Raw genomic sequence first — 17,876 nt, 5'->3', positions numbered from 1 at the left:
GTCGGGAGGGCCTCGTTCGTTCCGGCCGATTTACGAGAACTTCCGGACCGTCATGTCGAGCGTGTCGAGGTCGAGGATCGGCGCGTAGCCGGCGTCGGGGTCGATGTTGACTGACTTCTGGAAGTCGGTCTGGGCCTGCCAGCAGCCGGAGTTGACCGCGAGGACGTTGTGATACTTTCCCCAACCGAGCTTGTGGACGTGGCCGGTGTGGAAGACGTCGGGGACATCCTCGATGACGAGGTAGTCGCGCTCCTCCGGCGCGACGCGGGTGTGCCCGCCGAACTGCGGCGCGACGTGACGCTTCTTCAGCAGCTGGTACATCGCCTTGTGCGGTTCGTCGTAGCTCGCCTTCTCTTCCGGGAGCTCCGCGATCACCTCGTCGAGCGAGACGCCGTGGTACATCAGCACCTCGACGCCTTCGACGGAGACCGTCGCCGGGTTCGAGACGATCCGCGCGTCGTGGACGTCCATGATCGCGCGGATCTCGTCGTTGAACCCGGGCTGCGGCTCCGCGAGCCGGACCGCGTCGTGGTTGCCCGGGATCATCACGATCTCGGTGTCCGTCGGTACCTCCTTGAGGTGTTCCGCGAAGGCCTCGTACTGCTCGTAGATGTCGACGATATCCAGCTCCTCGTCCTGGTCCGGGTAGACGCCGACGCCCTCGACCATGTCGCCCGCGAGCAGGATGTACTCGACGGGGTCGGCCTCGGGCGTGTGGAGCCAGTCCGCGAAGCTGTGCCACGCGTCGGCCATGAATTCGTCGCTGCCGACGTGGACATCGGAGATCAGCGCGGCCTGGACGTGACGGTCGGCGCCGCCAGGGTTGTGCGTCCGGGGGACGTCCGGGAAGTGGAGCGAGTCCGCGAAGAGGATCCCGGCGTCGTCGGCGAGCGTCCCCTCGACCGCGACGCACTCGTCTAACAGGATTTCGTCGACGACGTCCGCGAGCCCCTTGTCCTTCATCACGAGGGCGGGGAACGTCCCGGTGGTGTCCTCCAGTTCGACCAGCCAGTGGCCCGACTTCGTGGAGCGCACGTCGTTGACGAGGCCGATCATCGCGGCGTCGCTACCGCCGGGCATGTTCGCGATCGCTTCGGCCGGTCGGTGGTTGACGCGGCCGCGGAGGACCTTCGAGAGCCGCTCGTAGCGGTCGCGGAACGTCGTGACGAAGTCGCTGTACTCGCCGGTTCCCGTGCTGCGGCCGGTCATGTCGTTGCCGACCTCCAGATCGCGCAGGTCGAGATCACGTGAGGTATCGGCGGCGGTCGCGGAGTCGACAGTCGGTGAATCGGTAGTCGTGGGGTCGGCAGTCGGTGAATCGGTAGTCGTGGGGTCGACAGTCGGTGAATCGGTAGTCGCGGGGTCGGCAGTCGCGGGGTCGGCAGTCGGTGAATCGGTAGTCGTGGGGTCGACGGTTGGGGCGTCGGCCGTCGCGGGGTCGCTAGCGGCCCCCGTATCGACATCCATAGCCGAAGCGCCGTCGGTCGTCACTGGGTCGGCGACGGTCTCGGTCGCGCCGGGTTCGGTGGCTGATGACCCCTTCGTTTCGACTGGAGATTGTCCGGTTTCGTCCGGGGGAGCGGCCGATTTATCGGTGTGGTCGATCGCTTCGCGGACGTGGTCGGCGGTGATCCGAAGCGCCTCGTCCGGGGCGCGGTCGACGGTGGCCGCGATCGCCGCGGTCGGGTCCGTCGCGCCCGCGAGTAAGGTGACCGCCTCGCGTTCGGCGTTGTAGCCGCGCTCGGCGAGGGCTTTCGCGATCCGGGCGTTCGACTCCAGCGGCACGACACTCGAAAGGGGGGTCACGGGCAAAACCGTTCCGGAGGCGTCGGCTGGAGTCGGAGCCGGAGTCAGGAGGCAGGGGAACTCCCGAGACCCGGAAGCTTATGAGCGAAACCCCCCAAACGCGTCGTAATGGATGAAGGGGATCGGCCGACAGACGGCGACGAGTCGGCCGATCGAGACGAGCGGAACCGAAGCGAATCGGCAACGGCTCACGACGGAGGAGGCGGCGTTTCTGACGAGTTAGAAGACGAAGCGTCCGACGGAGCGGGCGGCGACGCACCTGACACCGAGCCCGAGCCCGGTTCTCGGCCCGAGGCCGGCTCTCGGCCCGAGGCCGAGCAGTCGGGCGAACCCGATCGCGCCGACGCTCACGACAGTGCGTCTCACGGCGCCGACTCTCACGACGAGGCCCCTCGCGACGGCGAGGATATCGCTACCAAGGCGGGCCTCGGATCGACAAGATCGTCGGACAGCGACCCGGACGAGTCGTTCCTGTATCGGTTCCGTCACGATCGGGAGGGCGCGCTGATGTGGATCCGCGAGATGCTGTCGAGCGTCGCCGTCGTCCTTCTGGTCGGGCTGCTGCTGTTCGGCGTGAGCGGCGTGTGGCCGCCCATGGTCGCGGTCGAGTCGGGGAGCATGGAGCCGAACATGCAGGTCGGCGACCTCGTGTTCGTCACCGAGCCGGGACGCTTGGCGCCGGACGCGGCCGAGAACGGCGTCGGCGTCGTCACGCACGAGGTTGGTCAGGAGGTCGACTACCGGACGTTCGGATCCTACGGCTCCGTGATGATATACACGCCCCCGGGTCGGACCGGATCGCCCATCATCCACCGGGCTAGGTTCCACGTGACCGAGGGAGAGAACTGGTACGACCGCGCCGACGATCGGTATCACAACGCCGTCGACTGCGAGTCGCTCGCCAACTGCCCGGCGCCGCACGACGGCTACATCACGCTGGGGGACAACAACGGGGCCTACGACCAGGCCAGCGGGCTCTCGCCGCCCGTCAGAGCGGAGTGGGTGAACGGGGTGGCGCGGGTCCGAGTCCCGTATCTCGGCTACATCCGGCTGGTCGCGACGGGGCAGGTAGAGCTGAACGAGGCGATAGCGCGGACGGTCGGAAGTAGCCTCTCTCCGGCGTCGTCGGGCTTCTCGGCCGCGGGGTAACTGCGGACGCGACGCGCCGACGTCAGACGTGTCAGAGGCGGCGCGGTCGGCGTCAGTTGTCGAACCGCGCCTGAACGAACGGCTGCGCGTTTTCGATGTCGCCGAGCCGAGAGTCGGACAGGAGGACCGCCTCGGTCTCCTCGACCGGCACGGAGAGACCCATCTCTTTCGTCCGCCCGTAGCGGCCCTTGGAGACGACGACGGCGTTGACGATCCCCAGCATGTCGAGTTCGCTGATGAGGTCGGTGACGCGCCGCTGGGTCAGCACGTCGGCGTCGATCTCCTCGCAGAGCCGCTTGTAGATGTTGAACACCTCGCCGGTGTTGATGTTGTGAACGCCGTTCTTCTCCAGGAGGATCACGGCGAATAAGACGATCTTGCTCTGTGTCGGGAGGGTGCGGACGACCTCGACAACGCGGTCGAGTTCGATCTTGTCCTGCGCCTGCCGGACGTGCTTCTCCGCGACGATCTCGGCCTGCGAGCGCTCGGCGAGTTCGCCCGCGGTGCGGAGGAGGTCGAGCGCCCGCCGCGCGTCGCCGTGTTCCTGCGCGGCGAAGGCGGCGCAGAGGGGGATCACGTCGTCGGTGAGCGCGTCGGGCTTGAACGCCGTGTCGGCGCGGTGCTGGAGGATGTCGCGGAGCTGGTTAGCGTCGTACGGCGGGAAAACGATCTCCTCCTCGCCGAGGCTCGACTTGACGCGAGGGTCGAGGAAGTCGGTGAACTTGAGATCGTTCGAGATCCCCATGATGGAGATGCGCGAGCGGTTGAGCTCGGAGTTCATCCGCGAGAGGTTATAGAGCGTGTCGTCGCCGCTCTTCTCGACGAGCTTGTCAATTTCGTCGAGCATGATCACGACCACGCGCTCGTGGTAGTCGACCGCCTCGAAGAACGTCGAGTAGACGCGGTCGGTCGGCCACCCCGTCATCGGGACCTCCTCCATCTCGTCGGCGTCGTCCTCCAGCGTCTCGATGCGGTCGTCGAGGTCCTCGATCGAGTCGAACTCGGTGTCGGCGAGGGCGGCGGCCGCGTCGCGGCCGGCCGTCTCGTCGGCGTCCGTCGCGTCCGCGCGGAGGCCTTCGAGTCGCTCCAGCTGATCGGCGATCACCGCTTGGTTCTCCTCGATGAACGTGTTCGCGAGCTGGGCGAGGACGCGGTACTGGGTGTCGGTCACCTCGCAGTTGATGTACTCGACCTCGCAGGGTACGTCGTACTTCTGCGAGGTGGACTCGAGCTCCTGCGAGACGAACTTCGCCGAGGCGGTCTTCCCGGTTCCCGTCTTCCCGTAGATGAGGATGTTCGAAGGGGTCTCGCCGCGGAGCGCGGAGACGAGGATCGTCGCCATCCGGTTGATTTGGTCGTTCCGATGCGGGAGTTCGTGCGGGGTGTACGAGGGCCGGAGAACCTCCTTGTTCTCGAAGATCGGCTCGCCGGAGAGGAGGTCGTCGAACAGGCCCTGATTGTCGTCGTCGTCGAGGACGACGCCGTCGAAGTCGACGTCGGGCGACGATCGGTCGCGACTGCCGTTGTCGATCTCCGCGGTTTCGGGTCCGGCGTCCGTTACCGGGTCGGGTACGGAGCGGGATCCCGAGTCGCGGTCGGAGTCCTCACTGGAGTCGGCGTCACGGTCGGGGTCGTCACCGAAGTCGGAACCGGTCTCGGGCGGGCCATCGGAGTTCAGATCAGCGATATCGGACGCGGAGCCGTCGCTACGGTCCGAGTCGTCGTCGACCGAGTCATCGTCGTCGGTCTGATCAGTGCCGTCGTCAGCCCGCGGTGTGTGATCGCCTTCGTCCATGTGAACCCCTCCGTTTCAGGTGGAGACGACCAAGAGAACCGATTCTCACGCCGTCTCCGGTCGGAAATACGCATTCGCGGTCGAATACGACATCGACCGCGTCCACTTGATACAGTCGAACCAGATGAAGAGACGGTACAAAAGTGTTCCTCTCTGGAGTTGAAACGTCCCCATTAGTCCAGCGAACAGGTGGAGACAGACCCCGTCCGAACCGAACCAATCGCCGGACAGACTGGTCGAGAAAATGAGGTGATCCCAGCGACAGACGGGAAAGCTCCACGACGTTTGACGAGATATCGCCGAACGGGTCGTCTCGTCGGCGGATCAGTCGGTCCACATTCGACCTGATGAGTGGGAGTCGCCGTGAAGGAACCAATCATCCGGCTGGAAGTTCCGTTGGTCGTTCCTGATCTCCCGGTTGCGGGCGCGGTCTGGAGTGCCGACTGATTGTTCTCTTCGAATGGACCCCCCCACCCCTTCGTTTCGTGTGGAACAGCGATCATGGGTGGGGAGGGGGTCGAAGAGCTCTATGTAATAGAGGTAGATTTAATATCTATAGCGTAAAACAGTACCCTCGCCAATCTACTATAAAATATATTAGTATGATTGTAGTTATTTTATCTTGTGTATAGTCGTATTTTTCTTGCCGCCCACAGACAACCCTGGACAACTCCGGTTCAACCGGCCACCACCCCACCGCCGAGCCCGGTTCCACCTGAAACGAAGGGGTGGGGGGGGATACCAGCGAGAAGTACCAATCCGGACCCTCCCCGGCCGTTAGCACTGGGCCGGGAAGTCCCCACAGATGTCACCCGCCTCAACACCCTGACGTTCGTCGCCAGCGGGTTCCGCCTGGTGGTTCTAGCGAACCAAGCCGAAGGGATGGGAAGTTGGACAACCTGACTGCGATGACGCCTTCCGTCACTCCACACCGACGCACGTTGGAGACGAGTCTCCAGACTGCCCGACCCGGCTCACTGAGAGAAGAGTCTCACCTCAAATTTAAACAAGCGGACAGCAAGAGGCGATGAACTGTCAAAAGAGGCGCGAAAACCCTAAAGAGTCACTGAGAACCAGTCCGCGACCGAGGGTTATCTCGGGAGCGACGAGCCGCGTCGTCCGCCGTCGCAGGTACCCGCAGGGAGGTCACGCTATGTCCAGTTGAAATGGCGGCGGTCGTCGCGACGACAGTCGAGAGGACTCCCCCAGATGTCTGTGTGCCGAACCACCTCGCGCCGCTTCAGCCCGACTTGGCTCGATCCATTCGACTACTTTCTCTGTCCCATCGTCTGATCCGTTCGACTACTTGCTCTGCCCCACCGCCTGATCCGTTCGACTACTCGGTCCGTTCGAGCGATTCAAAGATGAACTCGTCTATTGCTTCTCGCGTCTCCTCCGGGGCGTCCTCGTGACCGAGCGAGATCCGCCGCCCGCGAGCGGCATGGATAACGTCGGTCACCAACTGGCTCATCCGTTCGGGGTCGAGAACGAAGACATCAGGTCGTACTTCCCGTCGAAATGATAGTGGACCACCTGCCGCGTGAGGTCCAGCTCCTCGCCGATATCGCGCATCCGGAGGTCATTGTAGCCGTGCTTGCTCAGCGCGCGGAACGTCGCCTCCATGATGACCTCCTTCGTATCCTTCGAGGAGCCCGTCTCTCTGCCGGATCTGTCGGAACTGTCGGACTCGATGGCGGAACGCTCTTGGGGAAGATTCCTGTCGGAGCCGCGGTCACCGGAACCCGCGTCGTTCGCGTCGTCCGACAGTGACTCGACGGACTCGTTCGCCGGGCCATCCTGTGAGTCGTTTATGCCAATTTGATACGCGTGAGGTAGATAATACGGTTACTTTTCGCTTTTATTCTCCGACGAGGTCTACACCCTCGATCGAACGATATCACCGCACGTAAACAAACTATCGTCCGAAACTGAACCGGCGTTTCACTCAACCCGCCAAACGAGCGGGTCACACCCGACGAGTGAGCCGGGTCGCGGATCGACGGTCCCCGGGATCCGGTGTCGCCTGCCGCCCGCGACCGCGCCTTCTCATCAGCCGATTCTCCCCCGCCGAACCGCACCCCCGACGCCGAATTTCGGGTTCGTCCGGCGCCGATGCTCCGGATCGGGGGGATGTCTGACGCAGTTCTTAAGTGAGAGCGGTGAGGACCGTACCGTAATCCCCCGAACGGGCGTCGAGCGCACGGATCGAACGGCGTCCGAAACGACAGCGGTGTTCGGGTAAACCACACACGGACTGGAGGTCAGGATGGGACTGCTCACGAATCTCAGAGACAGCATATCGCGGGTCACAGACGGCCTGTTCGCGGCCGACGAGCCCAAGCGGATCGGGATCTACGGACCGCCGAACGCCGGTAAAACGACCCTCGCAAACCGGATCGCACGCGACTGGACGGGTGACGCCGTCGGGCCGGAGAGCCACATCCCCCACGAGACTCGCCGGGCCCGCCGGAAGGAGGGCGTGGAGATCGAACGCAACGGGCGGACGGTCACCATCGACATCGTCGACACGCCCGGCGTGACGACGAAAGTCGACTACAAGGAGTTCTTGGACCACGACATGGAGAAGGACGACGCCGTCCGCCGGTCGCGCGAGGCGACCGAGGGCGTCGCGGAGGCGATGCACTGGCTCCGCGAGGACGTCGACGGCGTCATCTACGTGCTCGACTCGACGTCGGACCCGTTCACCCAGGTGAACACGATGCTGATCGGGATCATCGAGTCGCAGGACCTCCCCGCGCTCATTCTCGCGAACAAGACTGACCTGCCGGGATCGGACGTCCAGCAGATCGCGAACGCCTTCCCGCAACACGAGACGATTCCGCTGTCGGCGTTGGAGGGCGACAACATGGACGAAGTGTACACCAAGATCGCGGAGTACTTCGGCTAATGGCTGGCCCGAAAGCCAACGTCAACGCCGCCGACGATCCCGACGACTCCGACGACGGCGTCCGGATCGACATGATAAGCGGCGCGCGGATGGAGGGGCTCACGAGCATGGAGAAGATCCGGCTCATCCTCGACGGCGTCCGCGAGGGAAACATCGTCATCCTCGAAGAGGGGCTCTCCCCCGACGAGGAGTCGAAGCTCATCGAGGTGACGATGACCGAGATCAGCCCCGACGACTTCACCGGCATCGAGATAGAGACGTACCCCAAGGCCGAGGCGGGCGACCAGAGCTTCCTCGACAAGTTGATGGGCCGCGAGTCGACCCAGAAGCTCACGGTGATCGGCCCGGCGAACAGAATCGAGACCCTCCACAAAGACGAGAACCTCATCAGCACGCTCGTCTCTCGCAAGTAGATGCCCCACCAGTGTACCTCCTGCGGCCGGACGTTCCCCGACGGCTCCAAGGAGATGCTGTCCGGGTGCCCCGACTGCGGCGGGAACAAGTTCCAGTTCAAGCCCGCGAACGCGACGGAGAACGCCGGCCCCGCCGCCGAAGCGGACGAGGCGTCCGACTCCGCCGCCGGAGCGGACGGGACGCCCGACTCCGACTCGGGGCCGTCCGACGGAACGCGGCCAACCGCGGACGGGGAGGTTGCGTCGGCGTCCGACGAGGGCGCCGCCGCTCGGGGCCCCGACAACGCCGCAGACGCGACGCCGGACGACCGGGCCGATCCGACGCCGGACGACGCCGTGGCGGGCGCCGAATCAACGACCGGGTCCGACGGTACGGAACAGATCGCCGACCGGAATAACGAGGACATGGCACAGGCGAGCGCGCGATCCGAAGTGGTGTCCCCGGACGAGCTTGACCGCGCGAGCCGCGATGTCGACTCCGCCGAGACCTCGGAGCCGACCGACGAGGAGTCCAAGCCCGGCATCGACGCGCTCCGCGACGAGCTCAACGACCAGTTCGAGAGCATCCGGATCGTCAGCCCCGGCCAGTACGAGCTCAACCTGATGGAGCTGTACGACAGACAGGAGTACATCATCTCGCTTCAAGAGGACGGCCGGTACGTCATCGAAATGCCCGACGCGTGGGGCATCGACGACGAGTGACGAGTTCACTCACCGTCCCGTCCGGCTTTTCACGCTCCTGACCCCCCAGTTCTCTTCCTGACCCCCAGTTCTCGTCCTGACCGGCCCCTTCCCCGTCCCGCCCCGCGCCCTCTGACCGTCGTCTCCCCACATTCCCGGCGATTCCGGACGTCGGTGATCGTTCGTCTCGTTTTATTCGTAGTATAACAACTGAACCGGACGATTCGGCGATTCGGGCGACCCTTGTCGAAGAAGATACTGTTATCCGGCTTCCTCCGCTACGGAGTCGCATGTTTACCGATCGCTCCCGCCGACCGACCCGGAATTCCGGCGTCTGCTCGGCACCCGCCGTCCCGCTCGCCGGAGACCGACCCTCTCGGACCCGCGACGGGGTAGCCGCATGCGCGTAGTCGCGAAGTTCGGGGGAACGAGCCTCGGCAGCGGCGACCGGATCGAGCGCGCGGCCGACTCGGTCGCGAGCGCGGTCGCGGCCGGCCACGAGATAGCGGTCGTCGCGAGCGCGATGGGGTCGACCACCGACGACCTCCTCGACGACATCACCTTCGAGACGGACGACGCCGACCGCGCGGAGATCGTCTCGATGGGCGAACGCACCAGCGTCCGCATGCTGAAGGCCGCGCTGTCCGTCCGCGACGTCGACGCCGTCTTCCTCGAACCCGGCCACCCGGACTGGCCGGTCGTCACCAACGAACTCGGCGAGGTCGACGTGGCGGAGACGAAGCGGCGGGCGGAGGAGATCGCGGCCGATATGGACGGCGTCGTCCCGATCATCACCGGGTTCCTCGCCGAGGACCACGAGGGCAACGTCACCACGCTCGGGCGCGGCGGCTCGGACACCACCGCCGTCATGCTCGGCAACTACATAGACGCCGACGAGGTCGTGATCGTCACCGACGTGGAGGGCGTGATGACCGGCGACCCCCGCGTCGTCGAGGGCGCGCGCAACGTGGGCGAGATCACCGTCGACGAGCTGCGCAACCTCTCTTTCCGCGGCGCCGAGGTCGTCGCGCCGTCTGCGCTCTCGTACAAGGACGAGGGGCTCGCGGTTCGGGTCGTCCACTACCAGCACGGTGACCTGCTCCGCGGCGGCACGCGGATCGAAGGCGAGTTCGAGAGCCTGATCGACATGCGCGAGGAGCCGCTCGCGTGTCTCACCATCGCGGGGCGAGCCATCCGCAACCGCCCGGGGATCCTCTCGGAGCTGTCGAACGCGCTGCGCGCCGAGGAGGTCAACATCGACGCGGTCGCGTCCGGCATGGACTCGGTCACCTTCTACGTCGATGTCGACATCGCCGAGACCGCCGAGGCGCTGCTCCACGAGGCGGTCGTCACCGACGAGGCGCTCTCCTCCGTCACCGTCGCCGACCCCATCGCCGTGATCCGCGTCACGGGCGGCGAGCTCCCCAACCAGTCGGGGGTCATTCAGGACATCATCGCGCCCATCGCGGACGCCGGAATCAACATCATCGACCTGATCACGAGCGCCACCTCCGTCGCGGTGTTCGTCGACTGGGACGACCGAGAGGAGGCCCTCGAAATCGTCCAAGAGCGCTTTGACTGAGCCTCGCGGGGATCGACGACCGCGACTCTGACCGGATCGGTGGCTGCGACCCTGACCGGATGGGCGGCCGCGGCCCTGACCGGATCATAAACCCCGAAGCGTCCGCCTCAGCCGCTTTCCGCCGGATCGAACCGGTACCTCGTCGTCGCCGTGCCGTCGATCCGCGGCCCGGATCCCGCCGCCTCGAAGCCGAACGCCTCGACCACTTCCGGACCGACCCCGTCGGCGGGGACGATGACTTCGACCGACATTCCCTCTCGTTTCGCGAAGCCGACCGGCTCCTCGAACAGCCGCTCGACCGCGGCCGCGGTGCCCTCGAAGTTCGTCACGTGAACCGTCCCGTCACGCACGTCGAACGCGACGAACCCGGCGACCGCGTCGACCGGGGTGTCGTCACCGCCGTCACCGTCGCCGCTCGGCTCCGACGGCGAGGGCGCTCCCCCCGATTCCGACTCGGCGTCGTCTGTCACCGCGACGCGAACCGACCGGTCGTGGATCATGTTCCGAGCGACGCCGCGGGGTCGGCCCGTCATCGACCCGACGGCCGCGGCGTCGGCCTCGACCGCGTCACGAACTCGCATACGTCAGTACTCTCGGCCGACGGCATAAAATCGCCGCACGGTTGGCGTCGACCGGATGATTTTAACGACGGGCGGACGGATTGTCTCGCATGTCCAAATCGACCCAGATCGTGGTTGGCACGGTCGGCGTTTCGGCCGTCCTCTCGGTGCTCATCATCCTCTCGTACGTCCTCGGCTGATGTTCTCGCCCCGGGCGCTCGACGACGATATTGAAGCGGTCCGCGATCACTACGCACCGGGATCGCCGGTCCTCGACGTCGAGTCCGACTTCGAGACCCTCCCGCCGGCCGCCGCGGAGGACCTCGGCCTCTTTGTCGACGCGCTCGATCCCGCGTCGTACCCCGCCGAGTGGCTTCCCGAGGCGGTCCCGGACCTACTCGGCAAGCACGCTGGCCCGGCGTTTACCGTCGGACTCCCCGGCGACGGGACCGTCGTCCGGACCGCACAGACCGATCCGCCCGCGGTCCTCGTCAAGCGACGTGCGGAGGGGACGCCCGAAGACTTCCTTGCCTTCCTCGTCGCCGAGCGGCTAGTCCAGATCGACTGCGACCCGGCTCCGGGCGCAGTGAGCGGCGGAGACTCGACCGGGCTCCCCGAGACGTTCCTCCCCTTCTTCGGCGAGCGCTACCGCGACCTCGACGCGGCGATCCGCCGCCCCGACCCGGAGACGGGCGCGTCGACGACGGGATTCGGACCGGCGGACGTGTTCCAGGTTGCGAACGCGCTGTTCGACGCGTGGGTCGGCCTCCACACCCGCGACACGTTCGCGTCGTGGGAGTCGGAGCACCCCCGGCTGTACGACGCGTGGGTCGACGCCGGCAAGCGGCTCTCCGGCCGGCTCGGTGAGCTCTCCGGCGAGGTCGCGCGCGGCGACACGGAGTTCCCGAGCGCGACGGAGTACGCCTGCTCGGCGGTCAAACACGACCTCGACCTCCCGGCGCCGTACGCCGCCCTCGACACGACCGCCTACCGGGACCGCGGGGCCGCCTACGCCGTGGCGTGGACAGAGAAGACGTTCGCGGCGCTTCTCGACGAGAGCTGACGCTTCCTCGCGGCGGCAGACCGCCGCTCAGACGTCTACGACGACGTTCCCGTCCCCGTCGAGGTCGATGACACCGTCGAACAGGTCGCGGAACCGGTCGAGCGTCGCGACCTCGTGGACCTCTTCGGAGAGGTGGAAGATACCGACCGCGTCGTGCTCGTCGAGGAGGTCGAGGATCTCGCTCGCGGCGTCGTACACCGCGTCGTCGTCGGCGTAGTAGGCCATCTCGGTGAGCGAGTCGACCGAGACGCGCCGCTTCCCCTCGTTCTCGGTGAGGAACCGCTCGACGCGGTCGACGACGCCGTCGAGGTCGTCCGGCGCGGAGACGTAGTAGACGTCGTCGGCGGTCCGTCGCGAGTAGCCGCGCTCGACGGAGAGCGTGTCGAGGATCGTCGCCTTCGTCTCGTCGACGTCGTAGTACTCCAGTTTCTGTTCGACCTCGCGGGCGGTCGTCCGGGTCGAGACGACGAGGAACGCGTCGGTGTCGGTCTTCAGGAAATCGGTGTCGATCCGGTCCGTCTCGCCGATGCTCGGGTGGACGAGCAGGAGTCCCGTGCCACCCGGTATCGCTTCCGGTCCGTTCTCGATCGCGAGCGAGTAGTCCATGGGATCGGCAATCACGCGACCGACTTAACGGTGCGGTCGACGGGCTAATAATTAAGTCAAATAGAATACACCTGTGGTTGAGCGAATGAGCGATACGTTTTCTGGGACATACGACGCTGTCATCGTCGGCGGATTCTCCGGCGTCGTCACCACGATACTCGCCGTCCGTGAACTCCAGGACGTTGATCTGTAAGTCGACCCGCTGGATCCGGACGGGTTGGGTGGCCTCAGCATCACCGGATACTTTTCGATTCGCACTACGCTCACGTTCTCGACGGGGTCGCTACTTCTCCCCCCGCGTTCATTTTCGTCCGGGGAAACGCTCCCTCGCGGTTGGTCTCTGTGATCGCCGCCGGTTTCGTCGGAACGATTCTCGTTTCGTTCCTCTACCCGACTCGACTGATCAATAGAAGGCCCAACAGCACAGCGACTCGAGATTGGAGGAACTCCGCAAAGGGCATCCGACAGGCGAAACTGACGCCCTCAACTACTCGAAAATCGAATCCAGTGACGAAAACACGGAATTGCTGAATCGAATGGAGCTAGACAGAGTCCGTCGGGAGTAGCAGGACTACCAAAATCTACGGCTCTATCCGCTCCAAGTGAGTAGCCTCCTGAAACTGATCTCGTCGCTCGTACTCCCGATCCTGTTTCTCGTAATTGATTTGTACGTACTCTGCGTCTCCACCGCATTCGCCCCCTTCGTTTCATCTGGAGATCGCCGTCACGGACCGATGAGTTGTGACAAGTCTCGATCCTGCGTTCAAACGCGTCGGTCGGTTTTTTTGCCCCGCCCGTCGTCGGTGCGTTCGATGCCCGGGCACGACTCCGCGCGCGACATCTACCGGCAGGCGGTCCCGGTGATAACCGTCAGCCTGATCGCCGGGTTGTTCGCGGGGACGATACTCGCCTCCGACGCCATGCGCGCGAACATCGCGGAGGTCCCCGGGCTCCTCCTGTTGCTCCCGGCGTTCCTCGCCACCCGCGGGGGAGTGTACGGCTCGCTCGGCGCCCGGCTCTCGACCGGGCTCCACCAGGGGATCATCGAACCGCGGTTTCAACCCGACCGGCGACTCACGAACGCGGTCGTTGCCTCCTTCCTGAACGGAATGACCGTCTCCGTGTTCATCGCGGTCGTCACCTACGCGACGCTCGTCTTGTTCGGTGACGGCGGGAGCCTCTTCCAGCTGGTCGGCGTGATGGTCGTCGCCGGCTTCCTCTCGGCGGTGCTGATGATCACGGTGCTCATCGCGGTCATCTTCCTCGGCTACCGCCGCGGGCTCGACCCAGACAACGTCATCGGACCGGTGGTCACCACGCTCGGCGACGTGTTCGGGGTGTTCTTCCTCTTGGTCGGCGTCGCCGCCGTGGGGGCGCTGTCGTGACCGACCCCGAGTCCACCGCGGTCGACGAGTGGTCGGTCCGACGGATCGTCCGGACGATGATCCCCCTGCTCGCCGCGCTGTCGGTGCTTCAGCTCGTCTCGGGGACGGTACTGGAGACGTACGAGGCGGTACTGCTCAGGTACCCGGCCCTGCTAGTCCTCGTTCCCGTCCAGATCGGGACGGCCGGCAACCTCGCGTCGATCACCTGCTCGCGGCTCACGACCCAGCTGTACCTCGGGACCTACGAGCTCAGCCCGTCGAACCCCGCCCTCCGGGCGAACGCGGGCGCGGTGTTCGGGCTCGCGGCGACCGTCTTCGGCGCCGTGGGAGTCGCCGCGTGGGCGATCGGGCTCGCGCTCGGCGGGTCGCTCGCGCTCGGCCGGGTGCTGCTGATCTCGTTGGTCTCCGGGCTGTGCCTCGCGGTCCTCGTCGTCGTCGCCAGCGTCGCCGCCGTCGAGGTGTCCTACCGCGTCGGGCTCAATCCGGACGACACGACGATCCCCGTGGTGACGAACCTCTGTGACATCGCCGGCGTGCTGATCCTCTTCGCGGTCGTCTCGGTCGTGCTGTGAGGCCGGAGCGAGCGGCACGGCGCGACCGCGGCGCCGTGACCGCGACAGCGCGCCACGCCCCTCTCAGAACACGCTGTCGGCGGTCGCAGCGCCGACGACGCTGAACATCGCGCCGACGGCGACGGCCTTCGCCGTCGTCGCCACCACCGCGCCGTCGCCGATCCCACCCTCGACGAGGAACGTCTGCGGGGCGTCGAAGATCAGCGCGAGCAGGAGCACGGACCCGAACGCCACCGTCATCAGCGAGACGAAGCGGGTCGGGATCCCGACGAAGTCCGGCTCCTCGTCGACGTCGCGTCCGGTGTCGGCCCGGTACAGCGCGGCGTACCCGATCAGTCCGACGAGCGCGGCGGTCACACCGGCTTGGACCCAGTTCATCCCCGCGGCGAGCTCCCAGACCTCCGCGGTGACGACGAACGGCCCCGCGAGCAGGAAGCCGCCGACCGACTGCTGGGCGATGTCGGCCACCCGGAAGTTCGGTCGGCGGAGCGCTCGCGGTCGCTTCATACCCACCGGCGGGAGCGGAGCCGGTAAAACACCGCCGTTTTTCACCGCTCTCCCCGTTCGGCCGGTATGAGCGTCCGCGAGGAGTTCGACGAGTGGGCGGCGAGCGGGAAGGACCGCGGGATGGAGGACCGCCACTGGCACACCGCGAAACACGTGTTGGCCCGCATGCCGGCCGAGGCGGGCGACGCCGTCCTCGATCTGGGGACCGGCTCCGGCTACGCGCTCCGCGCGCTCCGCGAGCGGGGGATCGACCGCGGCTACGGCCTCGACGGCGCCCCGGAGATGGCCAGCAACGCCCGCGAGTACACCGACGACGACGCGGTCGGCTTCCTCGTCGGCGACTTCGACGAACTCTCCTTCGCCGACGACTCCTTCGACCACGTCTTCTCGATGGAGGCGTTCTACTACGCGGCCGACCCGGTCCACACCCTCGAAGAGGTCCGCCGCGTGCTGAAGCCGGGCGGTACCTTCTACTGCGCGGTGAACTACTTCGCGGAGAGCGAGACGACCCACGCGTGGCAGGAGAACATCGCCGTCGAGATGACGCTGTGGAGCCGCGAGGAGTACCGCGAAGCGTTCCGCGAGGCCGGCCTGTACGTCGCCGAGCAGGACGCGATCCCGGACCGCGAGACCGAGATTCCCGACGCCTCCGAGTTCCCGACCGAGGGGTACGAGACGCGCGAGGCGATGGTGGACCGCTACCGGACGTGGGGGACGCTGCTGACGGTCGGTGTGGCTCCCTGAGTCGGTCCGTCGGGATTCGACCTCCCGTGGCGGCCGGTGCGAGACGAACAGTTGATCTCCCAACCGTTTTACCGAGTCCCACAGTCGTCTCCCTCAATGGACGTCCGCGGTGCCCTCCTCGGCCGTCCCGACGGTCGCTTCCGTATCGCCGGCACCGTCGGTCTCGTGTTCGTCTTTGCGTTCGTCCTCTACGCCGCCTACTGGCGGTCGAACGCGGCGTACGGTGCGAGTACGGAGGTGACCACCCAACTCGGTGCCATCCGCGCGGTCGCCCCGGAGATCAGCGACATCGGTCACTCGCGTGCCACCGCCGTCCTCTACCTGCCCGCCGCGGCGATCGCTATCCTCGTTCAGTATCACGGTGGCGCCGCCATCTACACGCTCGCAGCGGGGCCCGCCATCCCGGTCGCGTCGGCTCTCGCGCGTGCGGCGTTCAGCCCCTTGCCGGACGTACTGGAGATGGAGGTCCTCGGCGTCACGCTTCCGACTCACCTCCGGCTCGGCCTCGCGGTCGGCGCCTTCGCCGTCGTCGTCGGTTCTGCCCTCCGTCGATTGAGTCCCCCGAGCGAGCGTTCAGCGTCGGAACGCTTCTTCGGCTCGTCGGGGGAGCGGCACAGAGCGGTTGTCGTCATCGCTGTCGCCGCCGTTCTCTCGGTCCCGTCCACGTTCTGGTTATATGCCTCCTATCCGACCTACCAGCCGTTCGGGTACGCCGTGTTCGGGGCTCCGATCGCGGCGCTCGTCTACTGGTACCGGGGCGGGATCGCACTCGCGTGGCTCGGTGACGCCGCGGCCGTCTTGGGACACGCAACCGCGATCGCGTTTATTGCCGATTCGCCCGACTACGTCCTCGATCCGGCCTTCTTCGTTCCCGCGCTCGCCGTTGCGACCGCGCTCGGGTCGCTCGGCGCGGGCGTCGCCGTCGGCTTTCGAGGACTGTACGTGGTCGTCAGCCGCCGGGACGCTGTAGGGTCGGGATCGCACTGGGGGTAGGTCGCGAGACGGCGCCCTTGGTCTGCCCCCGGCCGCCAGCGGTTCGCGCGCGCAACTCGCGGCCTTCGCTTCGCTCCGGCCGCTCACCGACACGCGCCGCCGCGCGTTCTTCCGCTATGTTCGGCCCGTTCCGACGGTTTAAATCGAGGCGGGGCCCAGACTCCGGTAATGGAACCGAGTTCGCTCTCCGGGCTCCCCGCGGGCGTCGGCGAGGCGCTCGAAGCGGAGGGCGTCGCGGAGCTGTATCCGCCGCAGGAAGCGGCGGTCGAGGCGGGCGTCACCGACGGCGAGAGCCTCGTCGCGGCGGTCCCGACCGCGTCCGGCAAGACGCTGATCGCCGAGCTGGCGATGCTCTCCTCCGTCGAGCGCGGCGGCAAGGCGCTGTACATCGTCCCGCTGCGCGCGCTCGCCAGCGAGAAGAAGGCCGAGTTCGAGCGCTGGGAAGAGTTCGATGTGACGGTCGGCGTCTCCACGGGCAACTACGACTCCGACGGCGAGTGGCTCGCGAGCCGGGACATCATCGTCGCCACCTCGGAGAAGGTCGACTCGCTCATCCGCAACGGCGCCCCGTGGATCGACGACCTCACCTGCGTCGTCAGCGACGAGGTCCACCTCGTCGACGACTCGCACCGCGGCCCCACCCTCGAAGTGACCCTCGCGAAGCTCCGCAAGGTGAACCCCGGCCTCCAGACGGTCGCGCTCTCGGCGACCGTCGGCAACGCCGACGTCATCGCGGACTGGCTCGACGCCGAACTCGTCGAGTCCGACTGGCGACCGATCGAGCTCCACACCGGCGTCCACTTCGGCAACGCGATCAACTTCGACGACGGGAGCCAGCGCGAGGTCCCAGTCGAGCGCGGCGAGGACCAGACCGCGAGGCTCGTCGCCGACGCCCTGGACACCGAGGAGGACGGCCAGGGCGGCTCCTCGCTCGTCTTCGTCAATTCGCGGCGCAACGCCGAGTCGTCGGCCCGCAAGCTCACCGACGTGACGGGGCCGCGGCTCACCGGCGACGAGCGCGACCGCCTCCGCGAGCTGGCCGAGGAGATCCGCGGCGTCTCCGACACCGACACCTCCGAGGACCTCGCCGACGCGGTCGAGGAGGGGTCGGC

The 17,876-nt window shown here is 66.5% G+C and carries 16 protein-coding genes and 1 pseudogene; 11 read left to right on the top strand and 6 right to left on the bottom strand.

Going from position 1 to position 17,876, the window contains the following annotated elements; translation table 11 throughout:
- Nucleotides 1–30: 30 nt before the first annotated feature.
- Nucleotides 31–1,785 carry a DNA-directed DNA polymerase II small subunit gene (locus tag B9G49_RS09165; protein WP_086216146.1) on the bottom strand — a complete coding sequence of 585 codons (1,755 nt, stop codon included), beginning with the start codon at nt 1,783–1,785 and terminating at the stop codon, nt 31–33.
- A 129-nt stretch (nt 1,786–1,914) separates the two neighbouring features.
- Between B9G49_RS09165 and B9G49_RS09160 the strand changes: the two genes are divergently transcribed.
- Complete coding sequence (locus B9G49_RS09160; RefSeq protein ID WP_086216145.1) at nt 1,915–2,955, top strand: S26 family signal peptidase; 1,041 nt, start codon at nt 1,915–1,917, stop codon at nt 2,953–2,955.
- Nucleotides 2,956–3,007: 52 nt separating this feature from the next.
- Here B9G49_RS09160 and B9G49_RS09155 read toward each other — a convergent pair whose 3' ends face one another.
- Both B9G49_RS09155 and B9G49_RS17235 read right to left on the bottom strand, forming a co-directional pair.
- A complete protein-coding gene (locus B9G49_RS09155; RefSeq protein WP_049931964.1) occupies nt 3,008–4,750 on the bottom strand; it encodes a Cdc6/Cdc18 family protein in 1,743 nt (580 codons plus the stop codon).
- Nucleotides 4,751–6,086: 1,336 nt separating this feature from the next.
- Nucleotides 6,087–6,562 (bottom strand): annotated as a pseudogene (locus B9G49_RS17235) (TetR/AcrR family transcriptional regulator).
- Between the two features lie 454 nt (nt 6,563–7,016).
- Here B9G49_RS17235 and B9G49_RS09145 point away from each other — a divergent pair.
- The 4 genes from B9G49_RS09145 to B9G49_RS09130 all read left to right on the top strand — a co-directional run bounded on the left by B9G49_RS09145 (nt 7,017) and on the right by B9G49_RS09130 (nt 10,334).
- On the top strand, nt 7,017–7,658 hold the full coding sequence (locus B9G49_RS09145; RefSeq protein ID WP_049931966.1) for an Era-like GTP-binding protein: 642 nt from the start codon (nt 7,017–7,019) through the stop codon (nt 7,656–7,658).
- Entirely contained in the window at nt 7,658–8,071 is a 414-nt protein-coding gene (locus tag B9G49_RS09140; protein ID WP_049931967.1) for a DUF2073 domain-containing protein, read from the top strand. The genes B9G49_RS09145 and B9G49_RS09140 overlap by 1 nt, the downstream gene beginning before the upstream one ends.
- A complete protein-coding gene (locus B9G49_RS09135) occupies nt 8,072–8,773 on the top strand; it encodes a Zn-ribbon domain-containing protein (protein ID WP_086216144.1) in 702 nt (233 codons plus the stop codon).
- 379 nt (nt 8,774–9,152) lie between these two features.
- Nucleotides 9,153–10,334 (top strand): aspartate kinase, encoded by a 1,182-nt coding sequence (locus tag B9G49_RS09130; RefSeq protein WP_049931970.1) that lies wholly within the window; start codon nt 9,153–9,155, stop codon nt 10,332–10,334.
- A 107-nt stretch (nt 10,335–10,441) separates the two neighbouring features.
- On the opposite strand, the gene B9G49_RS09125 is transcribed toward B9G49_RS09130, so the two are convergent.
- Entirely contained in the window at nt 10,442–10,915 is a 474-nt protein-coding gene (locus B9G49_RS09125) for a hypothetical protein (protein ID WP_086216143.1), read from the bottom strand.
- Nucleotides 10,916–11,093: 178 nt separating this feature from the next.
- On the opposite strand from B9G49_RS09125, the gene B9G49_RS09120 reads away from it, so the two are divergent.
- On the top strand, nt 11,094–11,957 hold the full coding sequence (locus tag B9G49_RS09120) for a hypothetical protein (RefSeq protein ID WP_086216142.1): 864 nt from the start codon (nt 11,094–11,096) through the stop codon (nt 11,955–11,957).
- A 27-nt stretch (nt 11,958–11,984) separates the two neighbouring features.
- Here B9G49_RS09120 and B9G49_RS09115 read toward each other — a convergent pair whose 3' ends face one another.
- Nucleotides 11,985–12,563, bottom strand: coding sequence for a hypothetical protein (locus B9G49_RS09115; protein ID WP_049931973.1), 579 nt, complete (start codon nt 12,561–12,563; stop codon nt 11,985–11,987).
- 812 nt (nt 12,564–13,375) lie between these two features.
- Between B9G49_RS09115 and B9G49_RS09110 the strand changes: the two genes are divergently transcribed.
- Both B9G49_RS09110 and B9G49_RS09105 read left to right on the top strand, forming a co-directional pair.
- Complete coding sequence (locus tag B9G49_RS09110) at nt 13,376–13,948, top strand: magnesium transporter (RefSeq protein ID WP_049931974.1); 573 nt, start codon at nt 13,376–13,378, stop codon at nt 13,946–13,948.
- Nucleotides 13,945–14,520 (top strand): magnesium transporter, encoded by a 576-nt coding sequence (locus tag B9G49_RS09105; RefSeq protein WP_086216141.1) that lies wholly within the window; start codon nt 13,945–13,947, stop codon nt 14,518–14,520. Before B9G49_RS09110 ends, B9G49_RS09105 begins: the two co-directional genes overlap by 4 nt.
- Before the next feature lie 63 nt (nt 14,521–14,583).
- Here B9G49_RS09105 and B9G49_RS09100 read toward each other — a convergent pair whose 3' ends face one another.
- Entirely contained in the window at nt 14,584–15,027 is a 444-nt protein-coding gene (locus tag B9G49_RS09100; protein WP_049931978.1) for a hypothetical protein, read from the bottom strand.
- 66 nt (nt 15,028–15,093) lie between these two features.
- Here B9G49_RS09100 and B9G49_RS09095 point away from each other — a divergent pair, with 66 nt between their 5' ends.
- From B9G49_RS09095 to B9G49_RS09085, 3 genes are all read left to right on the top strand, one after another.
- On the top strand, nt 15,094–15,771 hold the full coding sequence (locus B9G49_RS09095) for a class I SAM-dependent methyltransferase (RefSeq protein WP_086216140.1): 678 nt from the start codon (nt 15,094–15,096) through the stop codon (nt 15,769–15,771).
- Nucleotides 15,772–15,867: 96 nt separating this feature from the next.
- Entirely contained in the window at nt 15,868–16,764 is an 897-nt protein-coding gene (locus tag B9G49_RS09090) for a hypothetical protein (RefSeq protein WP_086216139.1), read from the top strand.
- Nucleotides 16,765–16,932: 168 nt separating this feature from the next.
- Nucleotides 16,933–17,876: DEAD/DEAH box helicase (locus B9G49_RS09085; RefSeq protein ID WP_143414696.1), on the top strand; the 944-nt coding region annotated here is incomplete at its 3' end.

It is taken from the genome of Halorubrum sp. SD683, assembly GCF_002135045.1.
Lineage (GTDB): Archaea > Halobacteriota > Halobacteria > Halobacteriales > Haloferacaceae > Halorubrum > Halorubrum ezzemoulense.
This window is presented reverse-complemented; position numbering and strand designations above follow the sequence as displayed.

Coding starts and splice junctions, on each gene's coding strand:
- B9G49_RS09090 (WP_086216139.1), top strand. CDS start 15,868: ATGGACGTCCGCGGTGCCCTCCTCGGCCGTCCCGACGGTCGCTTCCGT.
- B9G49_RS09095 (WP_086216140.1), top strand. CDS start 15,094: ATGAGCGTCCGCGAGGAGTTCGACGAGTGGGCGGCGAGCGGGAAGGAC.
- B9G49_RS09145 (WP_049931966.1), top strand. CDS start 7,017: ATGGGACTGCTCACGAATCTCAGAGACAGCATATCGCGGGTCACAGAC.
- B9G49_RS09125 (WP_086216143.1), bottom strand. CDS start 10,915: ATGCGAGTTCGTGACGCGGTCGAGGCCGACGCCGCGGCCGTCGGGTCG.
- B9G49_RS09100 (WP_049931978.1), bottom strand. CDS start 15,027: ATGAAGCGACCGCGAGCGCTCCGCCGACCGAACTTCCGGGTGGCCGAC.
- B9G49_RS09110 (WP_049931974.1), top strand. CDS start 13,376: ATGCCCGGGCACGACTCCGCGCGCGACATCTACCGGCAGGCGGTCCCG.
- B9G49_RS09135 (WP_086216144.1), top strand. CDS start 8,072: ATGCCCCACCAGTGTACCTCCTGCGGCCGGACGTTCCCCGACGGCTCC.
- B9G49_RS09130 (WP_049931970.1), top strand. CDS start 9,153: ATGCGCGTAGTCGCGAAGTTCGGGGGAACGAGCCTCGGCAGCGGCGAC.
- B9G49_RS09115 (WP_049931973.1), bottom strand. CDS start 12,563: ATGGACTACTCGCTCGCGATCGAGAACGGACCGGAAGCGATACCGGGT.
- B9G49_RS09155 (WP_049931964.1), bottom strand. CDS start 4,750: ATGGACGAAGGCGATCACACACCGCGGGCTGACGACGGCACTGATCAG.
- B9G49_RS09140 (WP_049931967.1), top strand. CDS start 7,658: ATGGCTGGCCCGAAAGCCAACGTCAACGCCGCCGACGATCCCGACGAC.
- B9G49_RS09120 (WP_086216142.1), top strand. CDS start 11,094: ATGTTCTCGCCCCGGGCGCTCGACGACGATATTGAAGCGGTCCGCGAT.
- B9G49_RS09160 (WP_086216145.1), top strand. CDS start 1,915: ATGGATGAAGGGGATCGGCCGACAGACGGCGACGAGTCGGCCGATCGA.